Below are 20,340 nucleotides of genomic sequence, written 5' to 3'. Positions count from 1 at the left end.
CCCCAGTGTGACGGCGCACACAGTGATGACATGTACACGCTGTGCAATACTGGCTCCCGTCAGGCCACAAGCCTTCGACTTCCAGGGAGAAAACCGCCATGAGCGCCCGTATCGCAGCTTCTGCCCTCGCCGTCACCGCGACTCTCGCCGTACCCACCCCCTCGTTCGCCGCCACCGGCGCCGAGGCGGGAGCGGCCACGAGTACGAGTACGGCCGTCTGTTCCACCGGATCGGCGGTCGGCCGCCCGTGCGTCTGGCACGAGCGCGACGACGACGGCATCACCGGTCTCGCCCGGCTGACCCCGACCGACGCGCGGCCGGTGCTCGCGAAGGTCGAGCTGCGCACCCAGCGGGCGTGGGGCAGCCCGTGGGTGACGGTGGCCTCGGTGACGTCGATCCGGACGGGTGGGGGCACGTCCGTCCTCGCCACGCCGAAGGTGGCCACCGATGACCTGGGCATCGTGTGCGTCACCACGTCCCCGGTGTTCGCCCCGGCGGAGAAGGTCACCACCTGCACCAACCCGGGCTGACGGCCGGCCGGCCGGGCCGGCCCGCCCGAACAGCTCGGCGGGCCGCCCGGCTCACCCGGGAGGACGACCGCGCCGACCGGCGGCCGCTGTGGACCGAACCCGCGATGCCGGCGCTGGTGGGCCCGCCGATGCCCGTCCGCCACCGCCGGCGGGCCCGAACCCGCCGGCGCGCCCCCGCGGGCGGGTCACGCGCCGAAGACCTCGCCGAGGCCGAGGCCGTCGTCGACGGGCCGCCCGGCGTCCACCCACCGCTGGTAGACCGGGGCGGCGAGCCTGCTCGCACGGTCGACGGCTTCGCTGTCGCGGTCGGCCTCGACCAGGCCGGCCAGGTACTCGGGGACCGTCAGCCCGGCCTTGGCCGCGGTCGCCTCCACCCAGTCGGCCAGGTCGCCGTCCAGCAGCACGGGTTCGATTTGACGGAGGGTCATGCCACCAGCGTACCCGCGGCCCCCCGCTCCCACCCGCGCCGCGCACGCGTCACACCCCGGGCAACTGCTCTTGGTCGATGGAGTACACCACCGCCCGCCGCTCCGCCGCCGTCGCGCAGTGCGCGCCGAGCTTCTCCCAGCGGGACTCCGGGCGGCGCAGCGGCCGGTGGCAGCGCCGGCACCGCACCTCGGGCGCGGGCCGACGCGGGGTGGCGGTGCCGGGCAGCGGCGGTTCCACGGGCTGGGTCCGGTCGACGATCATGAGAGCAGTCCATCATCCTGCGGCCCGTGGCGCACGGGCGGCACCGCCCTCGGCGTCGACGCGGTCGCGTACGGGTGGGTGTGTCGCCCCGAAGGGTGAAGCCGTGGCGTGGCGGTTCCGGGTGGCCGCGGGGTTGGGGCAGGATCGCGGGGAAGAGATCAGCAGCCGGGGCCGGTGGCCCGCGGCCGGCGCGCATCGCGTGCCGTGACACGGGATCGAGGACCGACCCTGATGGCGCAAGGAACTGTGAAGTGGTTCAACGGCGAAAAGGGCTTCGGCTTCATCGCGCCGGACGAGGGCGGCGCCGACGTGTTCGTCCACTTCTCCGCGGTCGTCGGCTCCGGGTACCGGAACCTGGAGGAGAACCAGCGGGTCGAGTTCGAGATCCAGCAGGGCCAGCGCGGACCGCAGGCGGTCGAGGTCAAGCCGCTGTAGCCGCCCCGGCGGCCGCCGGGGCGCCGCCCGACCGCCCGCAGGAGCCCGTCAGCCGGTGACCTCGGCGAGGGGGGAGTGGCCGCCGTGGCCGGTGCGACGCTGCGGGCGCACCCGCCCGTGGTCACCGGCGCGGCCGGCCTGGTGGGGCAGCTCGACGACGCGCGCCCCGGTGGATTCCAGGAAATCGGCGACCGCGTCGGCGGTGCGCGAGTCGAGGGAGAACACCCAGCGCCCGGGGATGAGCACGGTGGAGATCTGTCCCATCGACGCGCGGGCCAGCAGGAGCCGCAGTTGCGGCCGCAGGCCGGCGGACGGGGCGCCGTTGTCGAGGTAGGTCTGCGTCGGGCCGGCGCCGAGCAGCAGGGCGTGGTCCTCCAGCGCCCTGCGGTGGGCATCCATCTGCCAGCTGTCGTAGGGATAACAGCGCAGGTAGAGGGCTGTCCCTGTGGAGGCTTCGCCGCCGTCCGGGGTGGTGGTCATCGTCGCTCCTCGTCGAGCCGGACGATGCCACTTCTTCGAGCGTCGTCCATCGACACGCCATCCATGATGGACTGGACCAATGTCGAACGTCCAGACCGATATGCGTCCTGTGCGGTAACGGACAGTAGTGGCCGGCGGTGTCGACGCCGTCCTGGAGGGCCCGGACGCGGCGACGGCCGAGCGCTGCGTGACCACCGCGGCGGGACGAGCCGCACGAGCACGAGCGCCGACCGCTGCGGCACACTGATCACCACGGCCCGGTGCGAACGCCCGGGACGACAGCGGTCGCGGGAGCCGGGGGCGGCATGGAGATCGGCAGCACGCTCGGCGGCCGGTACCTGATCCAGGCACACCTCGCGGGGGAGGTGTGGGCCGCCGAGGACACCCGGTCGGGCCGGCGGGTGGCGGTGAAGAGGCTGTCCGGGCCGCCGGGACCGGCCGTCCGGCTGCGGCACCCCGGCATCGCCACCGTCCTCGCCGTGGGTGAGCACGACGGAACGCCGTTCCTCGCCATGGAACTGCTCGACGGGTACACCCTGGACGACCACCTGCTCGACGGCGGGTACGACACCGCCCAGGTCGCCCACTACGGAGCCCAGGTCGCGGACGCCCTCGCCGTCGCACACCGGGCCGGAGCGAGCCACGGCCGGATCGAACCCGCCCAGCTGCAGCTCACCCGGGCCGGCGCCCTGAAGATCCTCGGCCTCGGCACCGTCCCCCCGCCGCACAGCCCCGACCTCGCCGCCCTCGGCGCCACCCTGGACGAGCTGCTCCGCCGCCCGGCGCCACCCGGCTCGCCGGGGGAGCTCGGCACGCTGATCTCGGAGCTGCGCAACGCGCCGGCCGAGCACGACCCGCAGCTGACCGCGGCCTACGCCGCCCGGCTGCGCCGCCTCGCCGACGAACCGGCCCCGGCGGAGCCGCCGGCCCGGCTCCGGCGACCGCCCGTGGCGCGCACCTTCTGGATCGACCGGCGGCCGGGGCGGATGCTGCTCGGCCGGGTACTGGCCGGGGTGATCCTGGCCGGACTGATCGCGGTGACGGCGTACGCGATCACGGTGACCGCCGCCTGACACCGCCGCGAGCCCGTCCCGCCCGCGGCGCTGGTACGGCCCGTCCCGCTTGGGCCGCCCGTCCCGCCCGCGCCGCTGGTGCCGCCCCGTCCCGCCCGCGGCGCCCGTAGCGGGTCGGAAGCGATCAGATTCGGAGAAGCCCCGCAGGCGGGCAGCCTCCTAGCGTGGTGGTCATGGCTACCACTGCTGCTCCCACTGCATCCGACGCGTCCCTCGCCTCCGTCACCCTCGACGTGGACGACCTGGAGACCGCCCGCCGCTTCTACCGCGAGTTCGGCGTGGACGCGTACGTCCGCCTGCGGGCGTCCGAGGCGCCTTCCACCGGATTCCGCGGCTTCACCCTGGCGCTCACGGTGTCCGGGCCGGCCACGGTCGACGGCTTCGTCGCCGCCGCGGTCGCCGGCGGCGCCACGGTCCTGAAGCCCGCCGCGAAGTCGCTGTGGGGCTACGGCGGCGTCGTCCAGGCCCCGGACGGGACGATCTGGAAGATCGCGACCTCGGCGAAGAAGGACACCGGCCCCGCCACCCGCGAGATCGACGAGGTGGTCCTGCTGCTCGGCGTCGAGGACGTGAAGGCCACCCGGCAGTTCTACGTCGGGCGCGGCCTCGCCGTGGCCAAGAGCTTCGGCGGCAAGTACACCGAGTTCGCCACCGGCGGCGGCCCCGTCAAGCTCGCCCTCTACAAGCGGCGCGCCCTCGCCAAGGACCTCGGCGTCCCCGCCGACGGCACCGGCTCGCACCGGATCGCCCTCGGCAGCGGCGCCGACGCCTTCACCGACCCCGACGGGTTCGCCTGGGAGACCGCCGCCCCGCCCGTCACGGCCCAGGCCTGACCGGACGCGTCCCCTCGGAGTGGGTGCTGCGGACCGCCCGGGCGGCTGCTCGCCGGTCGGCGGGGGCAGGCCGGTCAGCGGCGGACCTTCAGTGTCCACTTCTCGGCGGTGCGGACCGCGAGGAGCCCGGGCGGCACCGGGTGGACCCCGGGCTTCGCGCAGATCTGCCGCTCGGGGCGCAGGTACGCGTCCAGCGTCGCCAGCACGACGGAGTCCGACTCGGCCCCGCGGTCGAGCCGGACGCGCACCTTCGTGCCGGTGCCGGTCATCTCCACCAGCTCCCAGCCGTGGCCGGACAGCTCCCCCCGCAGCTCGCGGACCCGGTCCAGGGGGAGGACCTCCAGCCGCCACGAGGCCACGGGGTCCAGCTTGACCACCACGTGGCACCGGCCCTCCGGGCCCACGGCGAGCGGGCCGCTCGTCGGCATTCCGGTGCCGAACCGCCCGACCCGCTGGCTGGTGCCGTCGGACTGGACGGTGTGGGCGTAGCCCGTGGTGCCCTCCGGCCCGTCACAGGTGGCCCGGAGCAGGGCGGGCGGGCCCGCGTAGCGCAGCACGGCCTGCCCCCTCCCTCCGGCACACCCGTCCAGGACCTCCGCCGTGTCGATCGGACGGACCCGCAGCCGCCAGTCGCCGGAGCCCTCCACCCGCAGCCGGACCTCCGGCTCGCCCTTGGCGAACACCAGCAGCTGCCCCCGCGCGTCCCTGGTGCTGGCGAAGGCGATCAGGTCGGTCACGCCGCCCTGCTCGTCCAGTCGCCAGACGTAGAACCAGCTGTGCGGCCCCGGTCCGTCGAGCCGCTCGTACTCCAGGATCGCCGGCCGGCCCGGTGCGGGGTTCGCGACGGTCAGCTCCTGCTTGCCCTTCCCCTCCCGGACGGTGGTGGCGTGCACCGGGTCCGCTTCGCCGGGGGTCTTCCGGAACGTCCCGTCCGCGCGTGGGGGAGTCGCCCCCGCCGCCGCCCCCGCCGGGCCCGGCACCTTCACCAGGGACGACGCCCGGTCGGCGGTCGCGTCGGACGCCGGCCCGGGAAGCGGGTGCGGCGTGTCGGCCCCGACCGCAGGGCCCGGCACCGGAAGTGCCTCGGCGGAGAAACCGAAGTCCGCGGCGAGCGCGGCCGGTCCGGCGGCGTAGCCCTGGCCCACGGCACGGAAACGCCACGCCCCGTTGCGCCGGTAGCACTCCCCGAGCACCAGCGCGCCCTCCCCGCCGCCGTCCGTGACCTCGTACCGCGCCACGGCCGCACCTTCGCCACCGGCCACCTCCACCGACAGCCCGGCGACCGCGGCGGACGTCCCGCTGGCGGCCACCACGGCGATCAGCACCCGCTGGACGTCGGCCTCCACCGCCGCCTCGTCCACCTCCACCCACTCGACGAGGAGCCCGCCCTCCGCCCCTCCACCCAGGTGCCGGACCGCGCCCGACGGATGCGCCCGCCGACCGCCGTGGACCACGTCGGTCTCGCCCCGCACCCGGCCCACCGCGTCCACCAGCACCGCCACGGCGGCCACCGCAGGGGCCTCCGGCCGGGCCCCGTGGGCCACGGTGACACGGAACGGGCCTGCGGGCAGCGGGGTGTTGGCCCCCTTGAGGATGATCGTCACACCGTCATCCTGGCACTGCCCGCGATCCGCGGACATGGAAATCCCCACGGTCGTCGACAGCCCGGCGGATCGAGGAGTCCGACCTGCTGACGGACGGTGGTTCGGCCGCTGACCATCAGGATCCGGTCAACCCGGGGACGCACACCGACGAGTTGACCGGGATCACCGGCAGCCGACCGGTGGACGCTCCTACGATCGGCGGACACCGGGGTACGACCGTGGTTCGAGGGGGCACCGTGGCGCGCAGACCCGCACGACGACGCCAGAGTTCCGCACGCCGCGCCAGGCAGGCCCGCGACAACTCCGTCCTGGCCCTCGGCCTCGCGCTCGGGTTGATCGCCCTCGTGGCGTCCGGCCTGGTCTGGCTCGCCCACCACCTGCTCCTCCTGCTGGCGCTGCTGACCGCCGCCCTGGCCGTCACCGCCGTCACGGTCCGCCGCCGGGTGGTGGCCGGCCGCCGCGCGTACGAGTCCCGGGTCGCACAACTGCGGCACATCGGGCCGTTCCTGTCGATGTCGCCGAAGGACTTCGAGCACGCCCTGGCAGTGCTCTGCCGACGCGACGGCTGCACGAACGTCAGCGTCGTCGGCGGCGCCGGCGACCTCGCGGCCGACGTCCTCGCCACCACCCCGGCCGGGAAGCGGATCCTCATCCAGGCCAAGCGCTACGGACCCCGCACCTTCGTCGGATCCCAGGACGTGCAGCAGGTCAACGGGACCTACCGCGACGTCCACGGCTGCGACCTGGCCGCAGTCGTGACCACCAACGCGTTCACCAAGGCCGCCTCCGCGTTCTGCGCCCAGGTCGGCATCCGCACCGTCGACCGCAAGGCCCTCGCCCTGTGGGCGGAGGGCACCGGCGCACCGCCCTGGAACTGACGGCAGACCGCCGGTGCGTTGTCGGAGGTCACCGGCAAGATCATGCCCATGGACACGGACGCCTTCTGGAACCTGATCGAGAGCTGCCGGCGGCAGGCCGGCGGGCCGGGCGAACGGCTCGCCCACCTGCGCGCCGAGCTGTCGCGGCGCCCGGTGACCGACGTCGTGGGCTTCCAGGCCCGCCTCGAGGAGGTGACCGACGACGCCTACAGCTGGGAGCTGTGGGCCGCCGCGGAGCGGATCTTCGGCGGCTGGTGCTCGGACGACGGGTTCTTCTACTTCCGGCTCTGGCTGGTCGGCCTCGGCCGGGCCGCCTTCGAACGGGCCCTGGCCGAGCCCGACAGTCTGGCCGGGGCCCCGGAGGTGCGCCGACTGGTCGGCCGTCCCCGGCGCGCCTGGGACGACGACTGGCCCGACTGGGAATCGCTCGACTACGTCGCGGCCGAGGTCCACGAGGCACTGACCGGGACGCACGACGAGGCAGCCACCTTCTACGACCTCGTCCACGCGGAGGAACGCCCCAGCATCCACCCGGGCGCGGACCCCGCCGGCACCTGCTGGGACGTCTGCGACGAAGCCGCCGCCGCCCGTCGGCTCCCGAAGCTGAGCGGGCTGTTCCCGATCGACCGCACCCGCGGCTGACGCCCGCCGCTGACGCCCACCGCTGACGCCCGCGAACACACCGCTGTGGCACGGCGGAGACACGGTCCACATGGGGCGCACACACGACGGCGGAACGCTGCAGGCATGCTGATCGAACGAGGAGAGGAGGCGGACATGGCACGCGTACTGGTCGTCGAGGACGACCACGGGCTGCGGGAGGCACTGCGGTTGGCGCTGATGGGCCTCGGCCACGACGTCCAGGTGGCGCCGGACGGGCCGATGGGGCTGGCCGCGTTGACCGCACCGGCCGGACCGCCGGCGGAGTGCGTGGTGCTCGACGTGATGATGCCGGGCATGGACGGCTTCGAGGTGTGCCGCGAGATCCGCAGGGTCGGCCGCACCCCCGTCATCATGCTCACCGCCCGCTCGGAACCCATCGACATCGTCGCCGGGCTGGAGTGCGGCGCGGACGACTACGTGGCCAAGCCGGTCGAACCGCGGGTCCTGGACGCCAGGATCAAGGCCGTGCTGCGCCGCGCGACCCCGATCGAGCGGGAGAACGACACGTCCGGAACGGTCCACCTGGGATCGGTCCGGGTCGACACCCGGGCCATGACCGTCACCAAGGACGGGGCACCGGTCGAACTCACACCCACCGAGCTGCGCCTGCTGCTGGAATTCGTCACCCACCCGGGCCAGGTGCTGACCAGGCAGGTCCTGCTCGACCGGGTCTGGGACTACGGGTACCTCGGGGACTCGCGGATCGTCGACGCGTGCGTCTGGCGGCTGCGCGCGAAGACCGAGGACGACCCGGCCCGGCCCACCCTGATCGCCACCGTGCGCGGCGTCGGCTACCGGCTGGACCTCCCGTGAGCGCCCGGCGGACGACGCCCCTGACCAGGCCGCTGCCCCGGCTCCGGCCGCTGCTCCGGCCGCTGCTCCGGCTCCGGCCGCGGACGTTCGCGGGCCGCCTCGGCCTGCGCGGACGGATCGCGGCGAGCGTGCTGCTCGCCCTCCTGCTGCCCTCGGTCCTGCTCTCGGCGCTCTCCTACCGCGCCGAACGCGAACGCCTCCAGCACGACTTCCGGGCCCGGATGCTCTCCACCGCGCTCTCCGACCTCACCTCCGCGGCCAACGCCGTCCGCACCGGCAACGGCCCCAACGCCGTGGCCGCGGCCCACGAGGCACTGTCCGTACGGAAGTTCAACACCTACACGGTCTACGCGCTGACCCCCCAGCGGACCGCGGCCGCACCGGAGGGCCCGCCCGGACCCCCCGAGGACTGGCCGGGCCCGAAACCGTCCCTGGTCTCCGACGCCAGCGACGCGCAGATCACCACCACACCCGTGGCCGCGTTCCTGGCCGCCGACTTCCGGCGCCACGCCCTGGGCGAGCAGGACCTGGTCGTCCTGCGCACACCCGGAGCCGCGTGGCTGACCGTCGGCGCGGTGGTCGGCGTGCAAGGTCCGAACGACCGCTTCCCCGGAGAGCCGGTCGTCGCGGTCGAGTACCACCTCCCGAGCGTGGTGGACGAGCAGGCCGGCGCGTACCTGCGCAGCCTGCTCCAGGTCACCGGCATCACCGTGCTGGTGGGTGCGGCCTTCGCCTGGCTGGTGGCCGGGCGGATCCAGCGGCCGGTACGCGCCGCCGGCGCGGCGGCGCGGGCCTTCGGCGGCGGGGACTTCTCCGTCCGCCTGCCGGTCACCGGACAGGACGAACTCGCCGACCTCAGCCGCGAGTTCAACAACATGGCCGACCAGCTCGCCGAGGCTGTCGGACAGCTCACCGCCCACGAGGCGCGCCACCGCCGCTTCGTCGCCGACGTCAGCCACGAACTGCGCACCCCGACCGCCTCCCTGCTGGCCGCCGCCACGGCCCTGGAACACCCGGACACCCGCGACGCGGCCGTCGAACTGGTGGCGCCGCAACTGCGCCGCCTGGCCCGGCTCACCGAGGAGCTCCTGGAGATCTCCCGGATGGACGCGGGCGAGGTCGTCCTCGACCGCCGCCCGGTGGACCTCGCCGACCTGGCCGCCGACGTCGCCGCGCACAGCGCCGACCCGTCCGGGGTGACCGTGGAACGCCACGGCGACACCGTGGCCGCGGTGGACGCCCGCCGACTGCACGGCGTGGTCTCGAACCTGGTCGGCAACGCCCTCCGGCACGGCGCCCCGCCGGTCCGGGTGACGGTGGAGGGCACGGCGCGCACGGTGACCGTCCGGGTGGCCGACGCCGGACCGGGCGTCCCGGCAGAGCTCCGCGAGCGGATCTTCGACCGCTTCGCCCGCGGCGACGCGGCCCGCACCGGCGGCGAAGGACACGGGCTGGGCCTGGCCATCGCCCGCGAGAACGCCCGCCTGCACGGCGCGAACCTCGACCTCGGACCGGAGCCGCGGGACGGGGGCGGCGTGTTCGTCCTGACGGTGCCGAAGCCACCGGTCGGCGACTGACCGCCCGCGCGCCCGGCGCCGTCCGGCCCGCGCCGCAAGGCCCGGGCCTCCGCTGAACGAAGGCCACGGCTGACCACCCCCGGGGTGGTCAGCCCCCTTCGGCAGCTTCGGCCCGCTCCGCGACATCGGCGGCGACCTGACGCAGCAGCACCGTGGGCGACGGCATCACGGCGTACCAGGTGTTCGCACACGCCTCCGCGACCGCGGCCGGAGCCCACGCGGCGACCACGGGAAGCTCGCAGTGGTCACCGGCCTCCAGCGGAGGCAGCCGCCAGGTGATGGCGCGCGAACCGGTGCAGTCCACGCCCCAGCCGTCGAAGGAGTAGCCGTTCACCTCTTCGGTCAACGCCGCCCACCGCCGGGGAGCCTCGCCGCACTCGGCGGCCCAGCAGATCGCCTCCTCGTCGTTCCCGCCGAAGGTGAGCAGCGTGCCCTCGTCCTCCGCCGTGATCGCGCACAGCCCCTGCCCGCCGTCCCACCCCGCCTCCACGCCCACCGGGAGCTCCGACGGCAGCCCCGCCGAGAACCGCACCCGACCGAGCGGCGCGAACGCGTCCAGCCGCCAGACCGCCCGGCAGCCGGTCAACGGGCCCCAGTGCTCCGGGTCGAGCTCGGGATCGTACGCCGTCAGCAGCAACTCGACCCGCGCCGCGGGACCGGCCCAGCGCGCGACCGTCCGACCACCCGGCAGTTCGAACAGCTCGTCGGGCACCGGCGGAAGGTCGAGACCTCCCACGCCCGTGGCAAAGGTCAACGCGCCGAACGGCGTCTCGACCGCCGGCCGGACGGCGGACGGCACACGGACACGCGGAACACCGGGCAGCAGCACCGCCCCAGCGTATTGCGCCCTCGCCCGCACCCCGCCGGACATGGGGCCCGGCCTCTGCCGGGCGGCCGCTCAGGATCCACCGGCCGGACCCGGGACGACGGAGTCCAGATGCGCGGACACGACGACGTTGTCCCGGTACCCGCCGTGCGCGCGGTCGTACGGGCCGCCGCAGGTGATGACGCGGAGTTCGGGGCGGGGCGCGGGGGAGTAGACGAGGCCGCTGGGGAAGGCGTTCTTGGGGTAGGCGACGACGGAGTCGACGGCGAAGCGGACGACGGTGCGGTCGGCCCGTTCGACGGCGATCTCCGCGCCGGGCGCGAGCTCGACCAGACGGAAGAAGGCGGCCGGGCCCCGGGCTGTGTCGACGTGCCCGGTGACGACGGCCGTCCCCGTCTCGCCGGGACTGGTGCCCTCGGCGTACCAGCCCGCGAGGTTGCTCTCCGACGCGGGTGGCGGCTGGAGGGACCCGTCGGCGGCCAGGTGCAGCCCGATCAGCGGCGCGTCCACAGCCAGCGACGCGATGCGGATCCGCTGCGGCACACCGCGACCGAGCGCCGGTACCGTCTCGGCGGCGGCGACCGGCACGTCTGCCGGAGCTCCGTGCGGCGCCGAGGCGGGGCGGGCACGGTGCGGCAACGACGGGCCGGCAGTGGAGGTCGACCAGGCTCCGCCCGCCAGCAACGCGGACACCACCAGCAGGACCCCCGACGTCCAGGCACCTTCCCGAGCCCTGTCGGCCGACGTCGCACCGGCTGCCCGGTCGCCCGCACGTTCCACGCTCCCACCCTTCCTCTCAGGCCTGACTGACGGCCGACGAGCACGCACCACGCCGGGCCCTCGGCGGGAACCGCACACACGCCCCGCCGAGGGCCCGCAGAAGATGCGACGTCAGTGGATCAACGCCCGCTGCGCCGGACGCGGCGCCGCGCGACGAACGCGCCGCCGGCCGCGAGCACCGAACCACCCGCGAGGGAGATGGCGACGGCCGACTGCCCGCCTCCCGAGTCCCGACCCACACCCGCTGCGACCGGACCGGTCGGAGCGACGACGGCCGCGGCCCCGCTGCTCGCCGAGGCGCTCGGCGCGGCGCTCGGCGCGGCACTGGCCGCGGCACCCGGCGCGGCGGGGGCAGCGCTGCTTCCGGTACCGCTGGGCAGGTCCTCGCAGGCGATGTTGTCGTTGTCGGCATCGAGGTTGTTCGGATCGGAGGGGTCGGCGTTCAGCACCGCCTGGGCCTCCTGCTGCGTGGAGAAGTTCGGGCAGTCCAGGTCGGCGGCCTGGGCGCTGCCCGCGAGCGGCAGGCTCCAGGCGGCGGCGATCAGTAGGGTGGTGGCGACGGTGAGACGCATACGCATGAGGAAGATCCTTACTGTTTGTGAGCGATCTACTACTCATGGTGCCGACGTGGTGCGCGCCCGCCACTCGGCGGCGGTAAATGTGTTGTGGCGCCCGGCCGCCACACGGCACTGTGGACCCGTCGCGCCGAACAGGCCCAGGGACAAGAGGAAGGAGCGCGAGACGTGAACACCGTGATCCGTGTCCAGTCGTATCAGCGCTCCTCGCGGTCCCAGTATCGCGGGACGTCCTCGTAGCGCGCTGACCGGCTTCGTGTCGGGTCGCCCTCGGGGATCGTCTCCCCGCTCGGGCGGCCTTTTTCGTGCCGCCCCGCTGTGCCGGAGGGTGCAACTGGCAGCACACCTGACTCTGGATCAGGCGATCGGGGTTCGAATCCTCGTCCGGCAGCGCAGTACCACTGCAGTACCACGTGTGGAGGGGCCAGCCGATGGGCGCCGGCCGCGGCTCGGAAAGCCGTCGGGGTGCGTGAGCACCCGTGTGGGTTCGACTCCCACCTCCTCCGCCAAGGGCGAGCTGGGCACAGGAGAGCCCCGGGGTCTGTAAAACCCCCGCTTCGGCTGTGACGGTTCGAATCCGTCCTCGCCCACCATCCGTCCGTCGCCGTCCGGGCGTGCCCGTGGGGGGCGAGGGCAGTTGGGCGGGGGGCCTACGGGCGGTTGCCGAGGTAGTTCTGCGGCCCGGTGGAGTACGAGGCGGCCAGTGAGGCCGAGTCGAGCCACGGCTTGATGGACTGGTCCTGGGTCAAGGAGATGTAGAGGGCCCTGGCCTCGGTGACGTACCGGTGGGTGCTGTTGAGGTAGCCGGCCTGGGTGGCGCGGTTGATCGTCGCCGTGGAGTTGGTGCAGACCGCTGCGGCCGGGCCGGTCGGCGGGCACCAGATGGCCCATTCGCCGCTGGCCGCCTCCAGGAGGTCCGCGCGGGCGGCGCCGGCGGCGGTGGCGTCGGGCATGGCGGCCACGGTGACGACGACCAGGATGTGCTCGGCGGTGTCGGTGTAGGTCGCGGCCACGGTGCCGCGGCAGCCGTTGCGGGTGAGGGCGGTCCGGACCCGGCTGGATTCGCGGCCGTCGACGCAGGGTTCCACCCCGCCGCTTCTCATCGTGTACAGCACTCCCTTCGCGTCGGTGAAGTTCTCGGGGAGCAGCGCGTGGGTGGTGAGCGGTGTGCGGTCGGTGTCTGCGGAGTCGAGCGATCCGGGGTCGAAGGCGGTCCGGCTCGTGACGGCGGTCGGCGACGTGAACGTGGACGGGGATACGTACGGGGACGGGGTGGTCTTCGTGGGGCTGGGTGACGCGGTGGCGCTGCGGGTCGGTGACGGCACGAGATGCGTGCTCGACCCGGTCGTGGCCGCGCTCCGTCCGCCGGACGCGCTGCCGCGTCCGGTGTCGCGGGTGGCGGAGACGGCCCAGGCGACCGCGCCGACGGCGAGGACGGACGCGCAGACCACGGCGACGCTCCGCTCGCGGCGGCCGCGCGGCGACGGCGCCTGCCCCGGCTGCGGTGGTACGGGCGGCTGGTCGCCGACGGGGGCCGGCGGCAAGCGGTCGGCGGGCGGTGGCGGTGGGGGAGGTGGGGGCGGTGGGGTCGGGGCGTGGTCGCCGGCTGTCCGGGCGGCGGAGGTGAGGGCGGCGGCGACGGCCGTGGCGTCCGGTCGTCGGGCCGGGTCCTTGGCGAGGAGGGAGGCGACCAGTCGGTCGAGCTCGGCGGGGACGTCCGCGCGGATCGTGCTCGGTGGCGGCGGTACTTCGTCGAGGTGGCGGCGCATCAGCGACCAGGCCTGCTCCCGCTCGGGGAACGGCGGACGGCCGGTCAGCAGGGCGTGCAGCACGCAGCCCAGGGCGTACAGGTCGCAGCGCGCGTCGACGTGCTCGCCGCGCCACTGCTCCGGTGCCATGTAGGCCGGGGTCCCGAACGGCCGGCCGGTCTGCGTCAGGCCCTGGGTGGCCTGCGCGGTCCGGGCGATCCCGAAGTCGCAGAGTTTCAGACGGCCGTCGGACAGCAGGAAGAGGTTGCCGGGTTTCAGGTCGCGGTGCACCACCTGCTGCGCGTGGGCCGCGGCGAGCGCACCGGCGGCCTGTGCCGCGAGGTCGACGGCCCGGGACACCGGAAGGCCGTCCGGGTTGCGGGAGATGAGCTGCCCGAGGTCCGTCCCGCGCAGCAGTTCCATCACGATGAACAGCCGGGTGCCGTGCCGGCCGATGTCGTGGACCACCGTGATGCCGGGGTGCTGGAGGCGGGCGCCGATGGACGCTTCGCGTCGGAACCGGCGCAGCCACTCTTCGCCGGTCTCGAACTCCAGCAGGACCTTCAGCGCGACCGGTCGGCCCAGCTCGACGTCGAACGCCTGCCAGACCTCGCCCATGCCGCCCTGGCCGATCCGCGCGTCGATCCGGTACCTGCCCCCGAGAACGTCCCCCGCCCGCACGCCGCCCCCTCGTCAACTTCCCCTGCGGAAGTGACCATTGTCCAGCACGGGGATCACGGGTGCCAGGCGTTCCGGTCGGGCTCTCCCGCCGCTGCGGCCGTTCGGTCGCGCGTCACCGGGCCGTGGCGCGGGCCGCGGAGGCCGTTCACCGGGGAGGGGCCACCGGCTGCCATTCGATGATCATGATGGTGGCGTCGTCGGTGAGGCCTTCGTCCTGGTGTTCCAGGATGGCGTGGATGAGGCGGCGCAGCGCTTCGGGTGCGGCCTCGCCGGCGGCGGTGGTGCGGATCACGAAGTCGGTGAACCGTTCCAGGCCGAAGAACTCGTGCTGGGCGCCCTTGGCGTCGACGACCCCGTCGGTGTAGAGGAGCAGCCGGTCGCCGGGCTGGAGGGAGAAGGTCTGCACGCTCCGCGGGGTGTCGCCGAGGTGGCCGAGGCCGAGGGGGAGTTCGTCCGGGCCGGCCAGCGCGTCGGGGACGACCTCGTTGGCCCGGATCAGCAGGGGCTGGGGGTGGCCGCAGTTGGCCCAGTGGAGGGTGCCGGTGGCGATGTCGAGCCGGAGGAAGACCCCGGTGGCGAAGCGGTCGGGGAACCACTCGTGCAGTGTGTCGTCGATGGTGGTGATCAGGTCGGGCACGTCGCCGCCGTTGCGCCGGGCGTTGCGGCAGGCAGCGAGGGCGAGTGCGGCGGTGAGCCCGGACGCGAGGTCGTGGCCCATGGCGTCGAGGACGGCGGCGTGCAGGACGCCGTCGGCCAGGGAGTGCTCGAACGCGTCGCCGCCCAGCCGGTAGGCCGGTTCGAGCACGGCGGTGGAGATGACCCGGTCCGTGCAGACGGTGCGCGGTGGCAGGAAGGCGCGGAGCATCTCCGAGGGCAGGCTCATGGTGTCGGCGCGGGTGCCGTGGGCGTAGCTGTCGCTGGTGTCGCGCTTGGAGGTGATGACCATGGCGAGCAGGGCCGCGACCAGGCGGCAGCGGCGGACGGCCTCGCGGTCCAGCGCCGGTGTCCGCAGGCTCAGGACGCCGAGGCGCTCGGCACCGTCGACCAGCGGGAACCACACCGCCAGGCCCGTCGCGTCGTCCTCCTCGACCTGCATCGTGCCGGTGCGGAACGCCCGGCCGGCCAGGGTGCCCTCGATCGGCAGGTCGCGGCCGTCGGCCAGGGCGACCAGGCGGTTCTGCTGGATGTCGGTGAGGTAGACGGCGCTCGATCCGAGACCGAGCGCGCGGGTGTACTGCTCGGCGATGCGGGGGGCGTCCTTCGGGTCGAGGGTTCGTCCGGAGGTGAGGAACTGCTCCAGCATTTCCTCACCGAGGTTCAGGGGCAGGGTCTCGTCCGGCATTCCTCCAGCGGATCCCGGACAGGGCTCCGGAGCGCGCCGACACGGCGGGCGGCGCGGCAGGATGCGCCGAACGGCCGACACCCGGATCCGCGGGACGGGCCCCGCGCGGTGCGGTGGCCCCCCGACGCGCCGTCGACCGGCCGGCGGCGCGTCGGGTGCGCGGTTGTCCGTCGGGCGCGGAGGATGGGAGGAGCGGGCGCACCCGGCGGCGCCCGCCAGCCGTTGACGGCCGGTGGGCGGAGGTCGGTGGGGTTCCGTGGCGGAGGAGCGGGCCCGTGCCCGTCTGGCCGGGCTGGGACGTCGGGTCCGGCGGGGCGCGGGGCGGGTCTGGCGTCAGGGGCGGGAGCTGGAGCTGCTGCACCGTTCGATGGCGTTCGCCACGCTGTTCTTCGTCACCCTGGTGCCGCTGCTGGTGGTGATCGCGGCGGCCCTGCCGGCCCGCGGCAGCGGCGTCGCGGACTGGATCACCGAGGGCCTCGGCGTGTCCGGCAGCTCCGCCGACGCCGTGAACGAGCTGTTCGCCTCCCGCAGCGAGGTGCTGAGCACCACCACGGCGCTGGGCCTGGCGGGCCTCGCCGTGTTCGGGGTGTCGCTGATGGCCGCCGTCCAGAACGCCTACGAGCGGATCTGGCAGCTGGCGCCGGCGCCCTGGCACACCCTGTGGCGGCAGGTCCTCGGCCTGGCGGGGCTGATCGCCCTCATCCTCCTCAGCACCTGGCGCGGCCTGCCCTGGCGCGGCGACGCCGTCTCGCCGGCCCCCCGGATCGCGGTGGGGGCCTGCGGCGGGGTGCTGTACTTCTGGTGGCTGCAGCACCTGCTGCTCGGTGCGCGCATCGCGTGGCTGCGCCTGCTGCCCGGTGCGTTCGCCACCGTGGCGGCGTTCGCCGGTCTGCGGTACTTCTCCGAGGTGGTCTTCGCCCCGCTGATGGTGTCCAACGCGGTCTCGTACGGCGCGGTGGGCACCATCCTGGTGGTGCAGTCCTGGCTGATCGGCGTGGGGTACACCGTGTACGGGGGTGCGCTCGCCGGCCGGCTCCTCGCGGCCTCCAGCCCGCCGGACGGCGGGCGCAGCCCCTGACGCGGCGGACGCTACTCGCGCGCGCTCGGCACCTTCAGCGGGTCGCGGGTGGCCGTCCGCTTCGCCTCCTCCATGCGCTCGCCGAGTTCCAGGAGCCGGTTGCGGCCCATCGCCTTGCGGACCTCGGGGAACCAGTCCTGCTCCTCCTCCTCGACGTGGTGGCGCACGTTCTCGATCAGCACGGTCACCTTCGCGTCGAAGCGCTCGTCGGAGGGGTCGAGGTCGGCCAGCTCGGAGAGCATCCAGACGACCACGTGGTGCTCCTCGACGCTCTCCAGGACGTGGTCCCGGGTGTCGGGGGCGGCCTCGCGGGCGGCCGGGTAGAAGACCTGCTCCTCGATCACGGCGTGCACGGTGAGTTCTTCGATCACCTGGTCGACGATGCGGCGCTTCTCGTCGTGGGCGTCCTCGCCGGCCTTCTCGAAGGCCTTGAACAGCTTCTCCACGGTCTTGTGGTCGTTCCTCAGCAGCACGATCGCGTCCATCTGCGCGGTTCCTCTCCGGCTTCGACTCCGTCCTGGGGTGGGCGTGTACCCCGTCGGCGGGTTCCGAGACGGGCCGGAGGCGAACCGCTTCGCCGGGCCGGCCCGGCCCGGCGAAGCGCGGCTCCGGTCACGGCCGCCGGTGGTGCCGTGACCAGATCCGGACGGCGAGCAGGGCCAGGGCGGCGAGGGCGCCGGCCGCGCTGCCCAGGGCGACGTCGCGGCCCTCGTTCCCGCCGGTCACCAGGCCGACGGTGAGCAGGCCGGCGACGTACGCGGTGAACGCCCATCCGAGATCCGTCCAGCGCATGTCCGCCGCACCTCCGGCCGGCCGCCGGTCTCAGGACCGGTAGTACTCGTCCTTGGTGAGGTTCCCCGGCGTGCGGCGGACGTGGCTGGTCAGGCCGCCGGTCAGCCCCGACGCGCTGGTGTCGCCGGCCCGGACGGTGACGGCGGACAGGGGGATCGCGACGCTCTCCAGCGAGCGGCGCTCCGCGTCGACGCCCCACCGGTAGGCGGTCAGGCCGCCCGCGACCATGAGGACGGCTCCGACCGCGTACCCGGCGAACACCCGCCACGGATCGGCGCCGTCGCCGATCAGGGTGGCGAACAGCCACGGGGCCACGACGCCGCCGAAGAGCATGGAGACGGCGAAGAAGAACGAGATGGCCTGGGCCCGCATCTCCACCGGGAAGATCTCGCTGACGGTGAGGTAGGCGGACGAGGCGGCGGCGGAGGCGATGAAGAAGATGACGCACCACAGGACGGTCTGGGTGACGGCACTGAGCATCCCCGCCGCGAAGAGCCATCCGGTGGCGAACAGCAGGAGACCGGACGCGCAGTACGTGGCACCGATCATGCGCCGCCGGCCGACCGTGTCGAAGAGGCGCCCGAGGACGAACGGCCCCATGAGGTTGCCCACGGCGAACGGGAAGATGAAGTAGGCCACCGCGCCGCCGTGGATGTCGTAGAACTCGGCGAGGATCAGGGCGTAGGTGAAGAAGATCGCGTTGTAGAGGAACGACTGGGTCACCATCAGCATGAACCCGAGGACGGAGCGCTTGCGGTAGTCGCGGAACAGGATCCGCGCGAGTTCCCGGTAGCTGACCGGCGGTCGGGGCCTGAGCTCGATCCCTTCGCTCTCCGGCACCGGTTCCAGGCGCGCCCCACCGCGCTCGACCTGACGTTCGATGTCGTCGACGACCCGCTCCGCCTCGGCCGGCCTGCCGTGCGTGAGCAGCCAGCGCGGACTCTCCGGCAGCGTACGGCGCAGGCCCCAGATCAGGGCGCCGATCACCGGCCCGACCAGCAGGCCCAGCCGCCAGCCGACGTCCAGTCCGAACAGTGCCGGGTTGAGGAACGCCAGGTTGGCCGCGGCCCCGATCATCGCGCCCAGCCAGTAGGTTCCGTTGACGGCCAGGTCCGCGTGGCCGCGGTGGCGGCTCGGGATCAGCTCGTCGATGGCGGAGTTCAGGGCGGCGTACTCCCCGCCGATACCGGCACCGGCGATGAAACGGGTGACCGCGAAGAACGCGAAGTTCATCGACAGCGCGGTGAGGCCGTTGCCCACCAGGTAGACGCCGAGCGTGGCGATGAACAGCTTGCGCCTGCCCAGCCGGTCGGCCAGGCGGCCGAAGAACAGCGCGCCGAAGACCTCGCCGAGCAGGTAGATGCTGGCCGTCAGGCCGACCTGGCCGGACGAGAACCCCAGGGTCTGCTGGTCCCGGAGCCGGTCCGCGATGGAACCGGCGATGGTGATCTCGATCCCGTCCAGCACCCAGGTGATCCCGAGCGCGATGACCACCTTCCAGTGGAAGGTGCTCCAGGGCAGGCGGTCCATCCGCTGCGGCACGGTGCTGCGCAGCGGGGCCGCCCGGGTCGGGGCCTCGGTTCGATGGACCGTCATGGCGTCCTCCTTCGCGGTCGACATGTCCTCGCTCAGGCGGTCGCTCCTACCCCGGGAGAGCCGGTGTAGACGGCGACCCGGTCGCGTCCGTCCTCCGGCCGGGCGGGCCGCCCGCCGCTGGGCGGGTGGCGGCCCGCCCGGCGGCGGAGACCGGGGCAGCCGGGTCCGTGCTCGCCGTGGGCCGGGGACAACAGCCGCGTCGGAGACGGCTGCCCGGACAGCGGCGTCCTACACGTCGGAGCCGTGGAGGCGGTGGGGGCCGTCGGAGCCGTCGGCATCGTCCGGCCAGGTGCGGGTGGAGCGGGGCTCGACGTAGGGCTCCTCACCGGGCGGCATCCCGGACAGGACGGCCTGCTCGCGGGCGAGTTCGGCGTCCAGTTCCAGGCCCAGCAGGACGGCGAGGTTGGTCAGCCACAGCCAGACCAGGAAGACGATGACGGCCGCGACCGTGCCGTACGTCCGGTTGTAGGAGGCGAAGTTCGCCACGTACGCGGCGAAGCCGCCCGAGAGGGCGAGCCAGAGCAGCACCGCGAGCGTGCTGCCCGGGGTGATCCAGCGCAGGCTGCGGCCGCGGACGTTCGGGGCGGCCCAGTACAGCAGGGCGATCAGGAAGGTGACCAGCACGACCAGGACCGGCCACTTCACGACCCCCCAGACGGCGAGGGCGGTGCGGCCGATGCCGAGCAGGTCGCCGGCCCAACGGGCGACCTGCCCGGTGAGGACGACGATGCCGGCGCACACGACGAGCAGCAGCATGGTCAGCAGCGTGAGGCCGATCCGCAGCGGGGTGGTCTTCCACACCGGTCGGCCCTCGCGGATGTCGTAGACGGCGTTGCCCGCGCGCATGAACGCGCCGATGTACCCGGACGCCGACCAGAGCGCACCGGCGAGGCCGACGACGGCGACGACCCCGCCGGTGCCCGGGCTCGACCGGAGCTGGGTGATCGCGTCGTGCAGGACGTCGCGCACCGCGCCGGGGGCGAGGGCCTGGACGTTGTCCAGCAGCGTCTCCGTGGTGCCGGCGCCGATCAGGCCGAGCAGGGACACCAGGACCAGCAGCGCGGGGAAGATCGCCAGCACCCCGTAGTAGGTGAGGGCCGCGGCGCGGTCCGGTAGCTCGTCGTCGAGGAACTCGCGGCCGGTGCGTCCGAGGACCGCCACCCACCCCCGCCCCGGGATGTCGGTGGGGCCGGTGGGGCCGCCGTCGCCGCCCGGGCCGGGGATCTTGGTGGGACGGGCTGGGCCGCCGTCGCTGCCCGGGCCGGGGGCGGTCGGTTCGTGCCCCTGTCGGGGCCTGCGGTGGAGTGGCATGCCGGGGCGTGTGCCCACCTCCATCAGGCGCATTC

General features: G+C 74.1%; 22 protein-coding genes and 3 tRNA genes. 12 read left to right on the top strand and 13 right to left on the bottom strand.

The window, feature by feature from the left end; genetic code table 11:
• Positions 1-98: 98 nt before the first annotated feature.
• Positions 99-530: a hypothetical protein gene (locus tag ABEB06_RS01010; RefSeq protein WP_345694826.1), complete on the top strand. Its 432-nt coding sequence runs from the start codon at positions 99-101 to the stop codon at positions 528-530.
• A 185-nt stretch (positions 531-715) separates the two neighbouring features.
• Here ABEB06_RS01010 and ABEB06_RS01005 read toward each other — a convergent pair whose 3' ends face one another.
• Complete coding sequence (locus ABEB06_RS01005; protein ID WP_345694825.1) at positions 716-958, bottom strand: hypothetical protein; 243 nt, start codon at positions 956-958, stop codon at positions 716-718.
• A 49-nt stretch (positions 959-1,007) separates the two neighbouring features.
• Positions 1,008-1,220 carry a DUF6011 domain-containing protein gene (locus ABEB06_RS01000; RefSeq protein ID WP_345694824.1) on the bottom strand — a complete coding sequence of 71 codons (213 nt, stop codon included), beginning with the start codon at positions 1,218-1,220 and terminating at the stop codon, positions 1,008-1,010.
• A 231-nt stretch (positions 1,221-1,451) separates the two neighbouring features.
• On the opposite strand from ABEB06_RS01000, the gene ABEB06_RS00995 reads away from it, so the two are divergent.
• Positions 1,452-1,655, top strand: a complete 204-nt coding sequence (locus ABEB06_RS00995; protein ID WP_345694823.1) for a cold-shock protein — start codon at positions 1,452-1,454, stop codon at positions 1,653-1,655.
• 48 nt (positions 1,656-1,703) lie between these two features.
• Here the strand turns inward: ABEB06_RS00995 and ABEB06_RS00990 are convergent, their stop codons facing one another.
• The gene (locus ABEB06_RS00990; RefSeq protein ID WP_345694822.1) at positions 1,704-2,135 is read right to left on the bottom strand and encodes a hypothetical protein; all 432 of its coding nucleotides are present in this window, start codon (positions 2,133-2,135) and stop codon (positions 1,704-1,706) included.
• A 305-nt stretch (positions 2,136-2,440) separates the two neighbouring features.
• On the opposite strand from ABEB06_RS00990, the gene ABEB06_RS00985 reads away from it, so the two are divergent.
• Both ABEB06_RS00985 and ABEB06_RS00980 read left to right on the top strand, forming a co-directional pair.
• Entirely contained in the window at positions 2,441-3,208 is a 768-nt protein-coding gene (locus tag ABEB06_RS00985) for a protein kinase family protein (RefSeq protein WP_345694821.1), read from the top strand.
• Between the two features lie 173 nt (positions 3,209-3,381).
• Positions 3,382-4,041 carry a VOC family protein gene (locus ABEB06_RS00980; protein ID WP_345694820.1) on the top strand — a complete coding sequence of 220 codons (660 nt, stop codon included), beginning with the start codon at positions 3,382-3,384 and terminating at the stop codon, positions 4,039-4,041.
• Between the two features lie 74 nt (positions 4,042-4,115).
• On the opposite strand, the gene ABEB06_RS00975 is transcribed toward ABEB06_RS00980, so the two are convergent.
• Complete coding sequence (locus ABEB06_RS00975) at positions 4,116-5,645, bottom strand: TerD family protein (RefSeq protein WP_345694819.1); 1,530 nt, start codon at positions 5,643-5,645, stop codon at positions 4,116-4,118.
• Between the two features lie 236 nt (positions 5,646-5,881).
• On the opposite strand from ABEB06_RS00975, the gene ABEB06_RS00970 reads away from it, so the two are divergent.
• From ABEB06_RS00970 to ABEB06_RS00955, 4 genes are all read left to right on the top strand, one after another.
• On the top strand, positions 5,882-6,523 hold the full coding sequence (locus ABEB06_RS00970) for a restriction endonuclease (protein ID WP_345694818.1): 642 nt from the start codon (positions 5,882-5,884) through the stop codon (positions 6,521-6,523).
• Positions 6,524-6,571: 48 nt separating this feature from the next.
• A complete protein-coding gene (locus ABEB06_RS00965) occupies positions 6,572-7,165 on the top strand; it encodes a DUF4240 domain-containing protein (RefSeq protein WP_345694817.1) in 594 nt (197 codons plus the stop codon).
• Positions 7,166-7,300: 135 nt separating this feature from the next.
• The gene (locus ABEB06_RS00960; protein ID WP_345694816.1) at positions 7,301-7,999 is read left to right on the top strand and encodes a response regulator; all 699 of its coding nucleotides are present in this window, start codon (positions 7,301-7,303) and stop codon (positions 7,997-7,999) included.
• Entirely contained in the window at positions 7,996-9,576 is a 1,581-nt protein-coding gene (locus ABEB06_RS00955) for an ATP-binding protein (protein ID WP_345694815.1), read from the top strand. The genes ABEB06_RS00960 and ABEB06_RS00955 overlap by 4 nt, the downstream gene beginning before the upstream one ends.
• A gap of 88 nt (positions 9,577-9,664) precedes the next feature.
• Here ABEB06_RS00955 and ABEB06_RS00950 read toward each other — a convergent pair whose 3' ends face one another.
• The 3 genes from ABEB06_RS00950 to ABEB06_RS00940 all read right to left on the bottom strand — a co-directional run bounded on the left by ABEB06_RS00950 (position 9,665) and on the right by ABEB06_RS00940 (position 11,760).
• Positions 9,665-10,288 carry a hypothetical protein gene (locus ABEB06_RS00950; RefSeq protein ID WP_345694814.1) on the bottom strand — a complete coding sequence of 208 codons (624 nt, stop codon included), beginning with the start codon at positions 10,286-10,288 and terminating at the stop codon, positions 9,665-9,667.
• Positions 10,289-10,474: 186 nt separating this feature from the next.
• The gene (locus ABEB06_RS00945; protein ID WP_345694813.1) at positions 10,475-10,990 is read right to left on the bottom strand and encodes a class F sortase; all 516 of its coding nucleotides are present in this window, start codon (positions 10,988-10,990) and stop codon (positions 10,475-10,477) included.
• Positions 10,991-11,301: 311 nt separating this feature from the next.
• Positions 11,302-11,760 (bottom strand): excalibur calcium-binding protein, encoded by a 459-nt coding sequence (locus ABEB06_RS00940; protein ID WP_345694812.1) that lies wholly within the window; start codon positions 11,758-11,760, stop codon positions 11,302-11,304.
• A gap of 316 nt (positions 11,761-12,076) precedes the next feature.
• Here ABEB06_RS00940 and ABEB06_RS00935 point away from each other — a divergent pair.
• From ABEB06_RS00935 to ABEB06_RS00925, 3 genes are all read left to right on the top strand, one after another.
• A tRNA-Gln gene (locus ABEB06_RS00935) sits at positions 12,077-12,148 on the top strand.
• Between the two features lie 26 nt (positions 12,149-12,174).
• Positions 12,175-12,266 (top strand) — tRNA-Ser (locus ABEB06_RS00930).
• Between the two features lies 1 nt (position 12,267).
• Positions 12,268-12,350 (top strand) — tRNA-Tyr (locus ABEB06_RS00925).
• 57 nt (positions 12,351-12,407) lie between these two features.
• On the opposite strand, the gene ABEB06_RS00920 is transcribed toward ABEB06_RS00925, so the two are convergent.
• Both ABEB06_RS00920 and ABEB06_RS00915 read right to left on the bottom strand, forming a co-directional pair.
• Positions 12,408-14,186, bottom strand: coding sequence for a serine/threonine-protein kinase (locus ABEB06_RS00920; protein ID WP_345694811.1), 1,779 nt, complete (start codon positions 14,184-14,186; stop codon positions 12,408-12,410).
• A gap of 145 nt (positions 14,187-14,331) precedes the next feature.
• Entirely contained in the window at positions 14,332-15,528 is a 1,197-nt protein-coding gene (locus tag ABEB06_RS00915) for a PP2C family protein-serine/threonine phosphatase (protein ID WP_345694810.1), read from the bottom strand.
• Positions 15,529-15,784: 256 nt separating this feature from the next.
• Here ABEB06_RS00915 and ABEB06_RS00910 point away from each other — a divergent pair, with 256 nt between their 5' ends.
• Positions 15,785-16,606, top strand: coding sequence for a ribonuclease BN (locus ABEB06_RS00910; RefSeq protein ID WP_345694809.1), 822 nt, complete (start codon positions 15,785-15,787; stop codon positions 16,604-16,606).
• Between the two features lie 11 nt (positions 16,607-16,617).
• Here ABEB06_RS00910 and ABEB06_RS00905 read toward each other — a convergent pair whose 3' ends face one another.
• The 4 genes from ABEB06_RS00905 to ABEB06_RS00890 form a co-directional block, all read right to left on the bottom strand.
• Entirely contained in the window at positions 16,618-17,091 is a 474-nt protein-coding gene (locus tag ABEB06_RS00905; protein WP_345694808.1) for a hemerythrin domain-containing protein, read from the bottom strand.
• Between the two features lie 127 nt (positions 17,092-17,218).
• Positions 17,219-17,398, bottom strand: coding sequence for a hypothetical protein (locus ABEB06_RS00900; protein WP_345694807.1), 180 nt, complete (start codon positions 17,396-17,398; stop codon positions 17,219-17,221).
• Between the two features lie 30 nt (positions 17,399-17,428).
• A complete protein-coding gene (locus tag ABEB06_RS00895; RefSeq protein ID WP_345694806.1) occupies positions 17,429-18,994 on the bottom strand; it encodes an MFS transporter in 1,566 nt (521 codons plus the stop codon).
• A 228-nt stretch (positions 18,995-19,222) separates the two neighbouring features.
• Positions 19,223-20,329 (bottom strand): YihY/virulence factor BrkB family protein, encoded by a 1,107-nt coding sequence (locus ABEB06_RS00890; RefSeq protein ID WP_345694805.1) that lies wholly within the window; start codon positions 20,327-20,329, stop codon positions 19,223-19,225.
• Between the last annotated feature and the right edge of the window lie 11 nt (positions 20,330-20,340).

This window comes from Kitasatospora terrestris (genome assembly GCF_039542905.1).
Taxonomy (GTDB): Bacteria; Actinomycetota; Actinomycetes; order Streptomycetales; family Streptomycetaceae; genus Kitasatospora; species Kitasatospora terrestris.
The sequence above is the reverse complement of the archived record's forward strand: the minus strand, read 5'-3'. Positions and strand labels throughout refer to the sequence as shown.

Bases quoted from the DNA above. Each gene is read 5' to 3' on its own strand.
- ABEB06_RS01010 (WP_345694826.1), top strand. From the start codon at position 99: ATGAGCGCCCGTATCGCAGCTTCTGCCCTCGCCGTCACCGCGACTCTC.
- ABEB06_RS01005 (WP_345694825.1), bottom strand. From the start codon at position 958: ATGACCCTCCGTCAAATCGAACCCGTGCTGCTGGACGGCGACCTGGCC.
- ABEB06_RS01000 (WP_345694824.1), bottom strand. From the start codon at position 1,220: ATGATCGTCGACCGGACCCAGCCCGTGGAACCGCCGCTGCCCGGCACC.
- ABEB06_RS00995 (WP_345694823.1), top strand. From the start codon at position 1,452: ATGGCGCAAGGAACTGTGAAGTGGTTCAACGGCGAAAAGGGCTTCGGC.
- ABEB06_RS00990 (WP_345694822.1), bottom strand. From the start codon at position 2,135: ATGACCACCACCCCGGACGGCGGCGAAGCCTCCACAGGGACAGCCCTC.
- ABEB06_RS00985 (WP_345694821.1), top strand. From the start codon at position 2,441: ATGGAGATCGGCAGCACGCTCGGCGGCCGGTACCTGATCCAGGCACAC.
- ABEB06_RS00980 (WP_345694820.1), top strand. From the start codon at position 3,382: ATGGCTACCACTGCTGCTCCCACTGCATCCGACGCGTCCCTCGCCTCC.
- ABEB06_RS00965 (WP_345694817.1), top strand. From the start codon at position 6,572: ATGGACACGGACGCCTTCTGGAACCTGATCGAGAGCTGCCGGCGGCAG.
- ABEB06_RS00960 (WP_345694816.1), top strand. From the start codon at position 7,301: ATGGCACGCGTACTGGTCGTCGAGGACGACCACGGGCTGCGGGAGGCA.
- ABEB06_RS00940 (WP_345694812.1), bottom strand. From the start codon at position 11,760: ATGCGTATGCGTCTCACCGTCGCCACCACCCTACTGATCGCCGCCGCC.
- ABEB06_RS00915 (WP_345694810.1), bottom strand. From the start codon at position 15,528: ATGCCGGACGAGACCCTGCCCCTGAACCTCGGTGAGGAAATGCTGGAG.
- ABEB06_RS00905 (WP_345694808.1), bottom strand. From the start codon at position 17,091: ATGGACGCGATCGTGCTGCTGAGGAACGACCACAAGACCGTGGAGAAG.
- ABEB06_RS00900 (WP_345694807.1), bottom strand. From the start codon at position 17,398: ATGCGCTGGACGGATCTCGGATGGGCGTTCACCGCGTACGTCGCCGGC.
- ABEB06_RS00895 (WP_345694806.1), bottom strand. From the start codon at position 18,994: ATGACGGTCCATCGAACCGAGGCCCCGACCCGGGCGGCCCCGCTGCGC.
- ABEB06_RS00890 (WP_345694805.1), bottom strand. From the start codon at position 20,329: ATGGAGGTGGGCACACGCCCCGGCATGCCACTCCACCGCAGGCCCCGA.